This is a genomic window from Pseudomonas sp. SbOxS1, from assembly GCF_013416725.1.
In the GTDB taxonomy this organism is placed as follows: domain Bacteria; phylum Pseudomonadota; class Gammaproteobacteria; order Pseudomonadales; family Pseudomonadaceae; genus Aquipseudomonas.
In genome coordinates, this window is record NZ_JAAVXC010000001.1 from 1 (window position 1) to 14,583 (window position 14,583).

General features: G+C 61.0%; 9 protein-coding genes. 5 read left to right on the forward strand and 4 right to left on the reverse strand.

Annotated features, from left to right (window positions below):
• The first annotated feature begins 234 nt into the window (after positions 1-234).
• The 3 genes from HFK74_RS00005 (at position 235) to HFK74_RS00015 (ending at position 5,235) form a co-directional block, all read left to right on the forward strand.
• Positions 235-1,035: an endonuclease/exonuclease/phosphatase family protein gene (locus tag HFK74_RS00005; protein WP_180201825.1), complete on the forward strand. Its 801-nt coding sequence runs from the start codon at positions 235-237 to the stop codon at positions 1,033-1,035.
• A gap of 229 nt (positions 1,036-1,264) precedes the next feature.
• The gene (locus HFK74_RS00010) at positions 1,265-3,856 is read left to right on the forward strand and encodes an autotransporter outer membrane beta-barrel domain-containing protein (protein WP_180201826.1); all 2,592 of its coding nucleotides are present in this window, start codon (positions 1,265-1,267) and stop codon (positions 3,854-3,856) included.
• A gap of 311 nt (positions 3,857-4,167) precedes the next feature.
• Complete coding sequence (locus HFK74_RS00015; protein WP_180201827.1) at positions 4,168-5,235, forward strand: autotransporter outer membrane beta-barrel domain-containing protein; 1,068 nt, start codon at positions 4,168-4,170, stop codon at positions 5,233-5,235.
• 92 nt (positions 5,236-5,327) lie between these two features.
• Here HFK74_RS00015 and glgB read toward each other — a convergent pair whose 3' ends face one another.
• The 3 genes from glgB to HFK74_RS00030 form a co-directional block, all read right to left on the reverse strand.
• Positions 5,328-7,562, reverse strand: coding sequence for a 1,4-alpha-glucan branching protein GlgB (gene glgB, locus HFK74_RS00020; RefSeq protein WP_180201828.1), 2,235 nt, complete (start codon positions 7,560-7,562; stop codon positions 5,328-5,330).
• Positions 7,563-7,564: 2 nt separating this feature from the next.
• Positions 7,565-10,906, reverse strand: a complete 3,342-nt coding sequence (gene treS, locus HFK74_RS00025; protein ID WP_180201829.1) for a maltose alpha-D-glucosyltransferase — start codon at positions 10,904-10,906, stop codon at positions 7,565-7,567.
• 146 nt (positions 10,907-11,052) lie between these two features.
• On the reverse strand, positions 11,053-13,047 hold the full coding sequence (locus tag HFK74_RS00030) for an alpha-1,4-glucan--maltose-1-phosphate maltosyltransferase (protein ID WP_180201830.1): 1,995 nt from the start codon (positions 13,045-13,047) through the stop codon (positions 11,053-11,055).
• 205 nt (positions 13,048-13,252) lie between these two features.
• Between HFK74_RS00030 and HFK74_RS00035 the strand changes: the two genes are divergently transcribed.
• A complete protein-coding gene (locus tag HFK74_RS00035) occupies positions 13,253-13,420 on the forward strand; it encodes a hypothetical protein (RefSeq protein ID WP_180201831.1) in 168 nt (55 codons plus the stop codon).
• Between the two features lie 146 nt (positions 13,421-13,566).
• Here HFK74_RS00035 and HFK74_RS00040 read toward each other — a convergent pair whose 3' ends face one another.
• Positions 13,567-14,070, reverse strand: a complete 504-nt coding sequence (locus HFK74_RS00040; RefSeq protein WP_180201832.1) for an MgtC/SapB family protein — start codon at positions 14,068-14,070, stop codon at positions 13,567-13,569.
• A 135-nt stretch (positions 14,071-14,205) separates the two neighbouring features.
• Here HFK74_RS00040 and HFK74_RS00045 point away from each other — a divergent pair, with 135 nt between their 5' ends.
• Positions 14,206-14,439 (forward strand): DUF3203 family protein, encoded by a 234-nt coding sequence (locus HFK74_RS00045; protein WP_180201833.1) that lies wholly within the window; start codon positions 14,206-14,208, stop codon positions 14,437-14,439.
• The last annotated feature ends 144 nt before the right edge of the window (positions 14,440-14,583 follow it).

Below are 14,583 nucleotides of genomic sequence, written 5' to 3' on the forward strand. Positions count from 1 at the left end.
CGAACGCCAGGGGCAAGAGCCCTTGGTTACTTGGGGCTTTTCCAAGTGACTCGCTGTAAAAGCGAAACCATAGGTGGCCGTTACCGCAGGAATGGATATGTACACCGGAAAGATAATCCACGCGAACCATACGGTGCCCATTTCCCCAAAAATGGATATATACGCCAAAAGCGCTGAACTGCACGCTCCCCCATCAGTCGCATACATAGGCAACCCGGATTCAGAGGAGTGAACGTGAGCAGTGACTCTAATCGGCAGGCAGCAGGATCAGTGCCGTTGAACAGCCCCACGGTCATCCATCGATTGCGCGTGCTGACGGTCAACACCCACAAAGGCTTTACCGCCCTCAACCGGCGCTTCATCCTCCCGGAATTGCGCGAAGCGGTGCGCAGCACATCAGCCGACCTGGTGTTCCTGCAGGAAGTCGTCGGTGAACATGAGCGCCATTCCTCGCGTTACAACGATTGGCCGCAAACCTCGCAATACGAGTTTCTCGCCGACAGCATGTGGAGCGACTTCGCCTACGGGCGCAATGCGGTCTACCCCGATGGTCACCATGGCAATGCACTGCTGTCCAAATACCCGATCCGCGAGTACCGCAACCTCGACGTCTCCATCACCGGCCCCGAGCGCCGGGGGCTTTTGCATTGCGTGCTGGACGTACCGGGCCACGCCGAGGTGCATGCGATCTGCGTGCACCTGAGCTTGCTGGAGAGTCATCGCCAGTTGCAGTTGCGCCTGCTTTGCCAGCTGCTCGAATCCTTGCCCGATGACGCCCCCGTGATCATTGCCGGCGACTTCAACGACTGGCAACTGCAGGGTAACGCCGCCCTCTCGCGCCGCGACTACTTGCACGAAGCCTTCGAACGCCATCATGGCCGGCCGGCGAAAACCTACCCGGCGCGCTTCCCGTTGCTGCGCCTGGATCGAATCTATCTGCGCAATGCCAGTAGCCACGATCCGAAAATCCTCGGCCACAAGCCCTGGACGCACCTGTCAGATCATTTGCCGTTGGCGGTGGAAGTACACCTGTAATGTGTAAAATCCGCTCCCTACCTGTCATTTGTGACAGTAGATACAATCAAAAACACTTGCTACGGTGCTCCCGTCCGTTCGATTGATTCGTGCGGACCTGCCCGTAGCTGCCGTTGCCCGAAGGGTTATTTGCTTTCCTGATGATGTCTCGCGACTCGCGCTGCCGATGCACTTGATGCCTTGCCCTACTTGCAAGACATCTTGTGTCGAATCTTGAGCGGAGACGCACATGGACCTTTGCAAAGCACTGCCCAGCTGCCGTTACAGCGCCTGTGCCCTTTCAATCTGCCTGTACCTGGGCGTGTCCCTGCCCAGCCAGGCGGCTTGCACCCTTGTATCCTCCGCTGGCAACGACAACTTCGTGTGCTACAGCGGCAACAGCGGGCCGCTGACCGACCTGGCGGGAAGCAACACCCTGACCCTTCCCGCCAATGGCACCGGCACGGTCACAGGCAATGTGACGTTCGGCGCCGGCAACGACACGGTTGGCATAAACTCCGGCGTCATTACCGGGAACGTCAATCAGGGGGACGGTGACGACACTTTCAGCATCAGCGCCGGTCAGGTCACGGGGGCTGTTAACCAAGGCAATGGCGTCGATAGATTTCTCATGAATGGCGGGACCATCCAGTCCCTCGCCCAGGGCGACAGCCGCGACTTTTTCAAAATGACCGCAGGTACGATCATTGGCGCCTTCGAGGACGGCGACACCGCCGAGATGAGCGGCGGCACCATCGGCCGGGTCGACATGAAGCTCGATAACAATCTGTTCCATCTGTCTGGCGGGCAGATCCTCGGCAACCTGGTCACCGGCTTTGGCACTGACACCATCATCGTTGACGGTGGCAGCATCGGCGGCAACATCAGTGTCAGCGGTGGCGACGACCTGATCACCGTGACCGGCGGCACAATCGCCGGCGAGATCCGTGCCAGCGCGGGCAATGACACCTTGATCCGGGATGGCGGCGGGACCATCCTTTCGGCGATCCTGATGGGCGATGGCGATGACCGGGCGACCCTGCGCAATCTCAATGAAAGCACCCTGAACCAGACCCCAGCCCTCGATGGAGGCAACGGCAACGATCTGCTGACCTTCGATAACACTACAGCCAGCGGAGCCGCTCGTTACGTCAACTGGGAAACCGTCAACCTGGACAATGCCTCGCAATTTGACTTCGACGGCAATTTTGTCCTGGGTGACAACACCAGCGGCAGCGGCGTGTTCAACATCGACGGCAGCAGTGTCGTGACCTCGACCCAAGGCAGCCTCACCCCCTTCACCCCGGGCCAGCGTGCGACGCTGAACAACGCCGGGATCATCGACCTTGGCAGTGGCAACAGCCGCACCAGCGACACCCTGACGGTACAGGGCAACTATGCGGGCAACGGCGGCCAGCTATGGGTGCAAAGCATCCTGGGCGATGACAGCTCCCCCAGCGACAAACTGGTGGTCAAGGACGGCACCTTGACCGGCACCACGTCCATTACCGTCAACAACCTGGGCGGCACGGGCGCTGCCACCCTGCAAAACGGCATTCAGGTGGTCCAGGCCCAAGGCACGGCCATCAGCGACAGTGGTGCCTTTACGCTCAAAGCCCCATTGTCGGTCGGCGCTTTCGATTATTACCTGTTCAAGGGTGGCGTCACCGCCGGAAGCGAAAACAGCTGGTACCTGCGTTCGGCCGTCGTCGCGCCGCCGTTGGTTGCAGCGGCGGCGCCCAATCCGGATCCGACTCCAAATCCAGTTCCAACCCCCACGCCCGAACCAGCCGTGCCGCCCGTCCTGGTGCCGTTGGTGGCGGCACCGGTGGCGGCTGTCGGCACACCGCCCTTGCCGGCGCCCGTTGCCGGTGCGGCGCCGATTCCCCTGTACCGTCAGGAAGTCCCGGTCTGGTCGGTGTTGCCACCGGCGGCCGCACAGCTGGCCATGACGGCGCTCGGCACTTTCCATGATCGCCAGGGAGATCAACGTCTGCTAAACGAAACCGGAGCCTTTGGCGCGGGCTGGGGCCGGATCTACGGGAAAAACTTCGAGCAGACCTGGGCCGGCACCGTCACGCCACGGCTCGACGGATCGCTCAACGGCTTTCAGGTGGGCAACGATCTGTTCGGCTCGCAAACCACCGGCGGGCAAACCCAGCGCACCGGTTTCTTCGTCGGCCATAGCCGCTTGAAGGGTGATGTCGACGGTTTCAACCAGGGCTTCCAGGACAAGCGCGCCGGCAAGGTCGAGCTGCAAGGCGATAGCCTGGGGCTCTACTGGACCCTGATCGATCCCAAGGGCTGGTACGTCGATACCGTGGCGATGTACACCTGGCTGAACGGCGACAGCCACTCCGACCGCGGCCTGAAAATCGACAACGATGGTCATGCCGTTACCCTCTCGGCTGAGGGCGGCTACCCCATTTCAGTGGCAGACAAATGGGTCGTCGAACCCCAGGTACAAATCATCCATCAAAAGGTTGACCTGAAAAGTCAGGACGACGGCATTTCCAAGGTATCTTTCGATTCGGACCCAGCCTGGACCGGCCGCCTCGGCGCCCGGCTCAAGGGAAGCTACGAAGTCGCTGGCCTGCCGTTGGAACCCTACCTGCGCGTCAACCTGTGGCACACAGTATCGGGTACCGACACGGTGACATTCGACGACAGCACCGAGATCAACACCGAACAACGCACCTCTTCGGCGGATCTCGGCATCGGCGCGATCCTCACGCTTGCACCTGCTGTCAGCGTCTACGCCAACGCAGATTACAGCAGCAATATCGACAGCAACCCACTGCGTGGAATGAGCGGCAACCTGGGAATCAGGGTGAGCTGGTAGGACTGAGCAAAGGCTCTAGCTCGCGAGTTTTTTGACGTTTTATCCAATAAACAAGCACTTAGGTATGCGTCGTAAATCAGTCACTTATATGATCTGAAATACCCCTACCATTTATCGGCCATTTTCTTGACGCAATGGCAGGGGTCCTCTTGACTTCACGTTACTACCCCGGAACCACCATCAGGACCAACCGTTAACCACCCGTAGAAACGGGCAGGAGTCGGCTTGCCCTAATTCATTCGGTCGCCCCTCACTCGGGGTAGGAGAGACGCCACAGCGAGATACCGCATGCGATTGCAAGGTAGACCTCCATGAAAACTTCATTCACCCCTCAAGAGATCCGGATTAGCGTTTGCACCGTTTCAAGTACATTGCTGTTGTGTTCATCCATGGAAGTGCAGGCTTCCCCCGCCGAGGAAGAAACCACCCCCTGGTACCGCCAGGACATCCCGACGCTCACCCTGTCTGCACCCACCACCCCTTATCCCGGCCACTTCAGCCCGATTGCCGATATACGCAGTTCAAGCCTGACCGTCGCAGAGGCTGCTCCCGGGGCCTGGGATCAACTGTATGGCCAGGCCTCGCGCCAGGCGCAAACCGACGCCCTCGCCCAGGGTTTCTCCATTCCCGGCTCCGGCGAACTGAAAAGCCCGGCGCTCCTGACCCTGCAAAGCAATAACGGTCACACCCAGCGGGTCGGCCTGATTGGCGGCACCGCCGAGTTCCATGGCACCGGCAACGGCTTGCTGACCAATCGCGCGCAATCGGACCCACGCAACGACACCCTCAACCTGCAAGGGCAGAGCCTCGGCGCCTACTGGAGCCTGACCGGGCCCCAAGGCTGGCACGTCGATCTGTCGGCCAGCGGGGGTCGCGTCAATGGGTTCAGTCGCAATGAGCAAGGCGCCCGCCAAGCCACCGAAGGCAGCGCGGTGACCCTCTCGGTCGAAGGCGGCTTCCCGATTGGCATCAGTGAAAACTGGGTGGTCGAACCCCAGGCGCAATTGATCAATCAGCGGATCACCCTGGATACGCCCTATGCGGGTTCGGGCAATGCCTCCTCCAGTGAACTCAGCTCCTGGAGCGGCCGGGTCGGTGCCAAGTTGAAGGGTAGCTACGACATCAACGGCCTGCCCGTCGAACCCTATGTGCGAACCAACTTGTGGCACACGGTGTACACCGGCAATACCGTGACCCTCGACCAGGTCGACAAGATCAGCAGCAGCCGTTACTCCTCGACGGTCGAACTGGGCTTGGGTTTGGTGGCAAGGGTGACGCCGACCGTGAGCCTGTACGTCAGCGCCGACTACAGCAGCGATGTGGATGACAACGATTTGAATGGCTTGATCGGCAGCCTGGGTGTACGAATGCGTTGGTGAAAGAACCGGCCGGGACCTGGTTGCAGGTCCCGATCTTCGCGGGCAAATGCGATCGCCGTACGATCCGGCTTGCCCGCGAAAGCGGCCCTGGGTCAGCCCGCCGGCCGCAGCATCAACACCGCCAACGGCGGCAGGTTCAGCACCAGCGACAACGCCTGGCCATGGCTCGGCGTTTCCTCGGCGGTCGCCCCGCCACTGTTGCCATAGTTGGAACCGGCATAGATCGACGAATCGCTGTTGAACACCTCGCTCCACTGCCCGGCAAACGGCACGCCGACCCGATAAGCCTCACGTGGCACCGGGGTGAAGTTGGCGACCACCAGTATCGGCTGGCCGTCCTTGCTCCAGCGCATCCAGGCATAAACACTGTTGATCGCATCATCGCCGATCAGCCACTGGAAGCCTTGCGGCACGTCGTCCTGTTCGTGCAGTGCCGGCACGTCGCGATACAGGCGATTGAGGTCGCTCACCAACTTCTGCACGCCTTTGTGCTCGGAGTACTGCAACAGGTACCAATCAAGCTGCTGGTCGTGGTTCCACTCGCGCCATTGGCCAAATTCGCAGCCCATGAACAACAGTTTCTTGCCCGGATGGGTCCACATGAAGCTCAGGTAGGCCCGCAGGTTGGCGAATTTCTGCCAGCGGTCGCCGGGCATCTTGTCGATCAGCGAGTGCTTGCCGTGCACCACTTCATCGTGGGAAATCGGCAGGATGAAACGTTCCGACCAGGCGTACACCAGGCCGAAACTGAGTTCGTTGTGGTGATGGGCACGGTACACCGGGTCTTGCTGGATGTAGTGCAGCGAATCGTGCATCCAGCCCATGTTCCACTTATAGGCGAAACCCAGGCCGCCCTGTTGCGTGCCCTGGCTGACGCCGGGCCAGGCGGTGGACTCTTCGGCGATCACCAGCGCTCCAGGGGCTTCCAGCGCCACGACGTCATTGAGGTGACGCAGGAAGTCGATGGCCTCGAGGTTCTCCCGGCCGCCATGGCGGTTGGGCACCCACTCGCCGGCCTTGCGCGAGTAATCGCGGTACAGCATCGAGGCCACCGCATCGACCCGCAGGCCATCGACGTGGAAATGCTTGAGCCAGTGCAGCGCCGACGCCAGCATGTAGCCGTGCACTTCGGTGCGGCCGAGGTTGTAGATCAGGGTGTCCCAGTCCTGGTGGAAACCTTCCTGCGGGTTGCCGTATTCGTACAGCGCGGTGCCGTCGAACTGGGCCAGGCCATGGACGTCGGTGGGAAAATGCGCCGGCACCCAGTCGAGGATCACGCCGATACCCGCCAGGTGGCAGTCATTCACGAAGGCGGCGAACTCGTCGCCCGTCCCGTAGCGGGCGCTGGTGGCGAATTGCGAAAGCAATTGATAGCCCCAGGAGCCACCGAACGGGTGCTCCATGATCGGCATCAGCTCGATGTGGGTGAACCCCAGGTCCTTCACATACGGAATCAGCCGCTCGGCCAGTTCCGGCCAGGTGTATTGCCGGGCCACTTCGCCCAGGTCGTCCAGCTCGCACTGCCAGGAACCGGCGTGCAGTTCGTAGATCGACAAGGGCGCCGTCGGGCGATGGCGTTCGCCCCGCGATTGCATCCAGTCCTGATCCTGCCAGTCGATCTTCAGAGGCGAGGCGACTTTCGAGGCGGTGTCCGGTGGCAGGCTGGTGGCCAGCGCCATGGGGTCGGCCTTGAGTGGCAGGATCCCGTCCTTGCCGAGGATTTCGTATTTGTAGGCCTCCCCCGCCTGCAGGCGTGGGATGAACACTTCCCAGACACCGGTGGGGTGGCGCAGGCGCATCGGATGGCGTCGACCGTCCCAGACGTTGAAATCCCCCACCACCGACACCCGCCGGGCATTCGGTGCCCACACGGCGAATCGCACGCCATCGACACCGTCCACGGTCTTCAACTGGGCACCCAGGGCGCTGCTCAGGTCGCGGTGATTGCCTTCGGCGAACAGGTACAAATCCATGTCACCGAGCAACGGGCCAAAACTGTAGGGGTCTTCGGCTAACTGCTCGCCACCGGCCCAGCGGGTGCGCAACAGATAAGGCTGCGCCCGTTGGAAATGCCCGACGAACAGCCCGGGGGTCTGGGTCGTTTCAAGGTTGCCCAGCTCCTCCCCGGTTTCCCTGGCCACCACCTGAACGCTCAAGGCGCCCGGCAGGTAAGCGCGGATGAATTGTCCGCCGACACCGTCGCCGTGGGGGCCGAGAATGGCAAAGGGATCGCGATGCTCGGCCCGCACCAGCGCATCGATATCCCGCGCCCTGGGTAGCAGCGCTTCACTGTGATGATGACCCTGTTCCTTGTTCGAGAAACTCATGACTACTCTCCACCAAGATCGGAAAAGGGTTTAAGCCCACTCAATAATCCATATAAACCGTGCAACGGCACGGGCAGCCAGCCGGGGCGATTTTCCGCCTCGTAGGCCACTTCATACGCCGCCTTCTCCAGGCCGAACAATGCCAACGCGGCATCTTCGCCATCCGGATCTTGCCACGCATGGCCAAGCGTAGCTGCCGCCAGCCGATAAGCGTGGATAAATGCCTGTCTTGCCTCACTTAAATAGCGATCGCCGACCCGTTTGCGAGCTTCCTGGGCATTCGCTGTGTTATCAACGTTATGCACGTTGATGGTCATCGCCGCCGCATAGTCGAAAGAACGCAGCACGCCACTGACATCCTTGTACGGGCTGTGCTTGCCCCGACGTTCGGGCAGTGGTCGCGCCGGTTCGCCTTCGAAGTCGATCAGGTACGCATCGCCCTTGATCACCAGCACCTGGCCGAGGTGCAAGTCACCGTGTACGCGGATGCGCAATCCACCCGCGGTCTTTTTGGCCAGCTCCTGGACATGCCCAAGAATCGCCTTTTTGTTCTCCAGTAAACGGCTGACCAGGGTTTTGTCCGCCGGGTTCAGTTCATCTTGATGCTGCTTGAGCAACTTCAATGCATGCTCGATTTGTGCCACGACATCCTTGCCCGTCGCCGATGCATCCTTTTGCGTGGTGATGTGCGGATCAAAGTCAGGGTTTTCGCTGGCAGCCGCCAGCACCTGATGCATTTCACCCAGGCGCTGGCCGAGCATGGCGGCGAAGTCCTTCAACTCGCCCAGCGCGTTGTAGTGCTGTTCCTGTTCGGACATGGCGTCCGCAAGCTCGTCGCGCAACGCCCGCTCCAGGTTGTTCTGGGTCCACTCCCAGGCATCGCCCTGATTACTCAAGTAGCCCTGGGCGATCATCAGCAGGTTGTCTTCGCCCTCCGCATCGCGACGTACCACCGCCCCCAGCAGCGGCGAGATATTGCCGAAGCCGGCAGTGGTCAGGTAGGCGCTCATTTCCAGTTCCGGGTGCACGCCCGACGCGACCTTGCGGATCAGTTTCAACACCAGGCTGTTGCCGACCACCACCGAACTGTTGGATTGCTCGGCCGACAGGTAACGCACCGCCGACTCCGCCGTCAGGCCCAGCTTGGCTAGCTCGGCCGTGGGTTCGAAACGGATCTCGCCGCCATCGGAAGGCAACACCGTGTGGTCGTGCATGCCTTGCATCACCGCGCGGATAAAGTTTTCCAGGCTGAAGGCATCCGTGATCAAGCCGACCTGCGGGCCACGGCGCACCCGCGACAGGGCCAATTGCTGGGGCAATGCGGTGCCGACCTGGTCTTCGGCGATGAAGCCGAACGGCAGTTGGTAGCGGCTGGTCTGGCCGCCGCCGGTGACTTCGATTTCACTCAGCAACACCGGATGCTGCGCATCGCCAAATCGCACACCGTAGGCCAGGTTGACCTGTTCGATGGCCGCGTCCTTGCCGGCGAACCAGCGGCGGTTCTGCAGCCAGTTCGGCAGGATGCCCTGCTCCAACATGGTGCGCGAAGGCGCTTCGAGCAGTTCTTCCATGCGCTTTTTCAGTACAAGCGTGGTGAAGTCCGGCAGGCTTTGCGCCGGCTCCACGTGCCAGCTGGGCATCTGGTTCTCCGCTGCGAGGCCGAACCAGTAGAACCCGTAGGGCGCCAGGGTCAGGAGGAAACTCAATTGGCCAATGGGTGGAAACGCGTTACCGCCGAGCATCTCCACGGGCACCATGCCAACGTACGCCGACAAGTCCAGCTCCACGGCCTGGGCGCTGCGCGAAACGTTGGCCACGCACAGAATGATTTCGTGCTTGCCGTCAGGGCCGGTGTATTCGCGGGTATAGGCCAGCACCCGGCGATTGGTCGGCGAGAGCATTTTCAAGGTGCCGCGCCCGAACGCCTTGGACTGCTTGCGCACCGCCAACATGCGTCGGGTCCAGTTCAACAGCGAATGCGGATCGCCGGCCTGGGTTTCGACATTTACCGACAGGTAGCCGTATTGCGGGTCCATGATCGGCGGCAGCACGAGGCTGGCCGGGTCAGCGCGGGAAAACCCGCCGTTGCGGTCGATCGACCACTGCATCGGCGTGCGCACACCGTCGCGATCGCCGAGGTAGATATTGTCGCCCATGCCGATCTCGTCACCGTAGTACAAGGTCGGCGTGCCGGGCATCGACAGCAACAGGCTGTTGAGCAGCTCCACGCGCCGGCGATCACGCTCCATCAGCGGCGCCAGGCGGCGGCGAATCCCCAGGTTGATCCGCGCCCGTCGGTCGGCCGCATAGTAATTCCACAGGTAGTCACGTTCCTTGTCGGTGACCATCTCCAGGGTCAGTTCATCGTGGTTGCGCAGGAAGATCGCCCACTGGCAATTGGCCGGGATCTCCGGCGTCTGGCGCAAGATGTCGGTGATTGGAAACCGGTCTTCCTGGGCCAGCGCCATGTACATGCGCGGCATCAACGGGAAGTGAAACGCCATGTGGCATTCGTCGCCGTTCAGGCCCTTTTTATCGGTGTCGCCGAAATACAGCTGGGTGTCTTCCGGCCATTGGTTGGCCTCGGCCAGCAGCATGCGGTCCGGGTAATGGGCGTCGATTTCGGCGCGGATCTGCTTGAGGACATCGTGGGTCTCCGGCAGGTTCTCGTTGTTGGTGCCGTCGCGCTCGATCAGGTACGGGATGGCGTCGAGGCGCAAACCGTCGATGCCCATGTCGAGCCAGTAGCGCATGACCGACAGCACCGCTTTCATCACCTGCGGGTTGTCGAAATTCAGATCCGGCTGGTGCGAGTAGAAGCGGTGCCAGAAGTACTGGCCGGCCACCGGGTCCCAGGTCCAGTTGGATTTTTCGGTGTCGAGAAAGATGATGCGGGTGCCGTCGTATTTTTGATCGTCATCGGACCACACGTAGAAATCCCGCGCGGCGGAACCCTTCTTGGCCTTGCGTGCGCGCTGGAACCAGGCGTGCTGGTCCGAGGTGTGGTTGATGACCAGTTCGGTGATCACCCGCAAACCGCGTTTGTGCGCCTCGGCGATGAAGCGCTTGGCGTCGGCCATGGTCCCGTAGTCGCTGTGCACGCCACGGTATTCGGCGATGTCATAACCATCGTCGCGACGTGGCGAGGGGTAGAACGGCAACAGCCAGATGGTATTGACGCCCAGGTCGGCAATGTAGTCGAGCTTGGCGATCAGGCCAGGAAAGTCGCCGATTCCGTCGTTATTGGAGTCGAAATAGGATTTGACGTGAACTTGATAGATGACCGCGTCCTTGTACCAGAGCGGGTCCTTGATGAAGGTGGCTGCCTTGGGTTTCTTCGCCATTTGAAACTCCTGTTGAATACGAAAGAACGCCCTGACGCGGATCGTTCCCACGCTCTGCGTGGGAATGTCTCAAGGGACGCTCTGCGTCCAGTGACACGGAGCGTCACGGGCTGCATTCCCACGCGGAGCATGGGAACGATCATGTGTCAGGGGGTAATCCGCCAGATCCCGAACGGCTGATACGCCGGATCGATGCGCATGAACTGGTGCTTGCCATGCCAGGTCCAGCGATGGCCGTTCATCAAGTCTTCACCCTGGGTGCTGGCATCGTCCGGCAAGCCCATTTCCCACAGCGGCAACTCGAAATTCGCCTCCTGGACGTTGTGCGGATCAAGGTTGACCGCCACCAGAATGAAATTGCTGCCGTCGGGGCTGCGCTTGCCGAAGTACAGGATGTTGTCATTCCAGGCGTTATAGACCTTGAGGCCCAGATGCGAGTGCAATGCCGGGTTTTGCCGGCGGATGCGGTTGAGCTGGGCGATCTCGGCAATGATGTTGCCGGGGGCATTGAAGTCCCTGGGCCGGATCTCGTACTTCTCGGAGTCGAGGTATTCCTCCTTGCCCGGGATCGGCGCGGACTCGCACAGCTCAAAGCCGGAGTACATGCCCCACAAACCGGAGCCCATAGTTGCCAGCGCCGCGCGAATGAGAAAACCGGGGCGACCGGATTCATGCAGGAACGCCGGGTTGATGTCAGGTGTATTGACGAAGAAGTTCGGCCGGTAGCATTCGCGCCATGGCGATTCATTGAGTTCGGTGAAATAGGTCGCCAACTCCGCCTTGGTGTTGCGCCAAGTGAAGTAGGTGTAGCTCTGCGAGTACCCGACCTTGCCCAGCCGCGCCATCATTGCCGGGGTGGTAAAGGCTTCGGCGAGGAAAATCACCTCCGGATAAAGTGCACGAACGTCGGCGATCAGCCATTGCCAGAACGGCAGCGGCTTGGTGTGCGGGTTGTCGACGCGAAAAATCTTCACGCCCTCCTGCACCCAGCCGACCACGATGTCGCGCAGTTCGAGCCATAGGCTGGGGATTGACTCCACGGCATAGAAGTCGACATTGACGATGTCCTGGTATTTTTTCGGCGGGTTCTCCGCGTATTTGATCGTGCCGTCCGGTCGCCAGTTGAACCACCCGGGGTGCTGCTTGAGCCATGGGTGGTCCTGGGAACACTGGATGGCAAAGTCGAGGGCGATCTCCAGGCCGTAATCCGCGGCCGCCGCCACCAGGCGACGGAAGTCTTCGCGGGTGCCCAACTGCGAGTGAATCGCCTCGTGCCCACCCTCTTCGCTGCCGATGGCATAGGGGCTGCCCGGGTCGTCGGGGCCGGCGGTCAGGGAATTGTTCGGGCCTTTGCGATAACTGCGGCCGATCGGGTGGATTGGCGGGAAGTACAGCACGTCGAAGCCCATGTCCTGGATCATCGCCAGCCGGGAATGCACATCGTTGAATGTACCGTGGCGCGCCGGATCGTCGGTGATCGAGCGTGGAAACAGTTCATACCAACTGGCGAACTGCGCCAGTTCTCGCTCGACATCGACCGGGTATTCCGGGCTCAGGCTCAGGTAGGGACGATGATCGGCCAGGGCCATCAACTCGGCACTGCGCGGGTGCAGAAACAGTGCAACCTGCTCGGTTTCGAGCAGGCCCGCCAGTTGGTGGTGCAACGCGGCCAATTGCTCGCTCAGCTGACCTTCGGCGCGTGCGGCGGCTTGCTGGACGTGCAGGCGGCCTTCCTGCAGCTCAAGACTGACCGGAACGGCGGCGAGGTGCTTTTTTTCAAGTTCGTAGCAAAAGCTGGCGAACTGATCGACCCAGGCTTCAATGCAGAACACATAGCGGCCCTGGTCCTGCACCCGAAACCGGCCCTGCCAACCGTTGTTGCCCAGATCGGCCATGACCTCGCTTTGCCAGACCTCATCGCCCTCGGCCTGCCAGCGCACACGTACCGCCAACTTGTCGTGACCGTCGGCGAACACCTTGCTGGTGACCACAACGTCCTGCCCGACCACGGCCTTGACCGCAAACTGACCGCCTTCAAGGGTTGGCAGGGTATTTTCAATCACGATTCGCGGCAGCAGCAACGCCTGGGAAAGTGGCATGTGCGGGTTGTAGCTCAGTTCAGTCGGTTTTTCAGCCGTCATCGAGCATCACTCCTTTACGCCCCATGGACGCTCTTGTGTCTGATTGTCATCGCACGGGCGATTACCCCCTGCAATGAACTCACTTAGGTTCCGAGCGCCGGCCGCCGGGAAAAGTTCAGCGGGATCTGCCGGGAGTCAAATCCTGCGCGCAGTGGTCAACCAACTTAAGCACGACTCACGCCATGTGCCACTGGAGGCATCAACGATGAACAATCCATTCCCTGCCGAAACCCCCGATCCGAACATCGATGACCCGGTGATACCACCCACCGATCCGCAGCCTGTGCCCGAGCAGGACCCACCGGGCACAAACCCGCCACCCCGGGAAGAGCCGCCGACGACGATGCCACCGGTGATTGTGACCCCTGAATGAAGACAGTTGATCGTTCCCCCTCTTCGCTGGGGGAACTTGTAGGAGCGAGCTTGCTCCGGGCGGCGCTCCGACGAAGGTCGTGAACGATGACGCTGGAAGCCAGACACCCCGAGGCGCTCTTGAGTTTTTCGCTGGCAAGCCAGCTCCTACAATTGGTCTTTGTCTTTCTCCAGCATCTTCACGATGCCGGGCATGACGCCGAGAATCAGCAACGCCAACAACGTACTCAACACAGCCGTCGCCTCCCTTCCCAACCCCGCGGACACCCCGATGGCGGCGGTCATCCATAACCCGGCGGCGGTGGTCAGGCCCTTGACGTGGCCTTCATCGCCTTCCTGGTTTTTCAGGATGGTGCCGGCACCGAGGAAGCCGATCCCGGCGATCACGCCTTGGACGACCCGGCTCATGGCGTCGGCCTGGGAGCCAGACATCTGCGGCACCAGCACGAACAGCGCCGCGCCAAGTGCCACCAGCATGTGGGTGCGCACCCCCGCTGCCTTGCCCTTGTGCTCGCGCTCGAAACCGAGAATGCCGCCCAATACCGCCGCTATCAGCAGGCGCACGGTGATTCGGGTCAATTGCGAGGCATCGCCGATGTCGGCGAATTCGGCTTGCAGGGTCACCCAGACTTCATGCCACCAGGCGTTCATGGCGCGCTCCCTCGTGAAGAGCCTTGCAAAGGGTCATGGAGGATTGACCGCGCCGACCATTAATCAGTTGCACAGAACGATGGCCGGTGCCGAGACCCTAATGCCTCATCAGTCCTGAAAAACAAGGATCACGACATGACCGTACGCATCGAGAACCAGACCTGCTTCTTTACCACCGAAAGCGGCGAGGAAATTCGCCTGTGTCCCGATGTGACCATCATCACCGATGAGGTCAAGGCCATGTCGGCAGTCGACCTCGAAGGACAGCGTATCTACATCACCGAAGCAGAAGCCGACGCATTGACCGTAGCAGGTGCGGTGGACGGTCGGCGGCATCTGAAGGCCACCGACAGTGATTCGGTGATTTGACTGAGCCGGATCAACAAAGCCCAAATACGTCAGGTATAGGCCTCCCGGCCCTGCCCCGACAGCTGCTTCAAGTTGTCGCAAGTGGGGCTTTCGTGCCCATCTGATCCGGTTTTTAAAGTAATACCTGAGTCTGTTATGCAAACA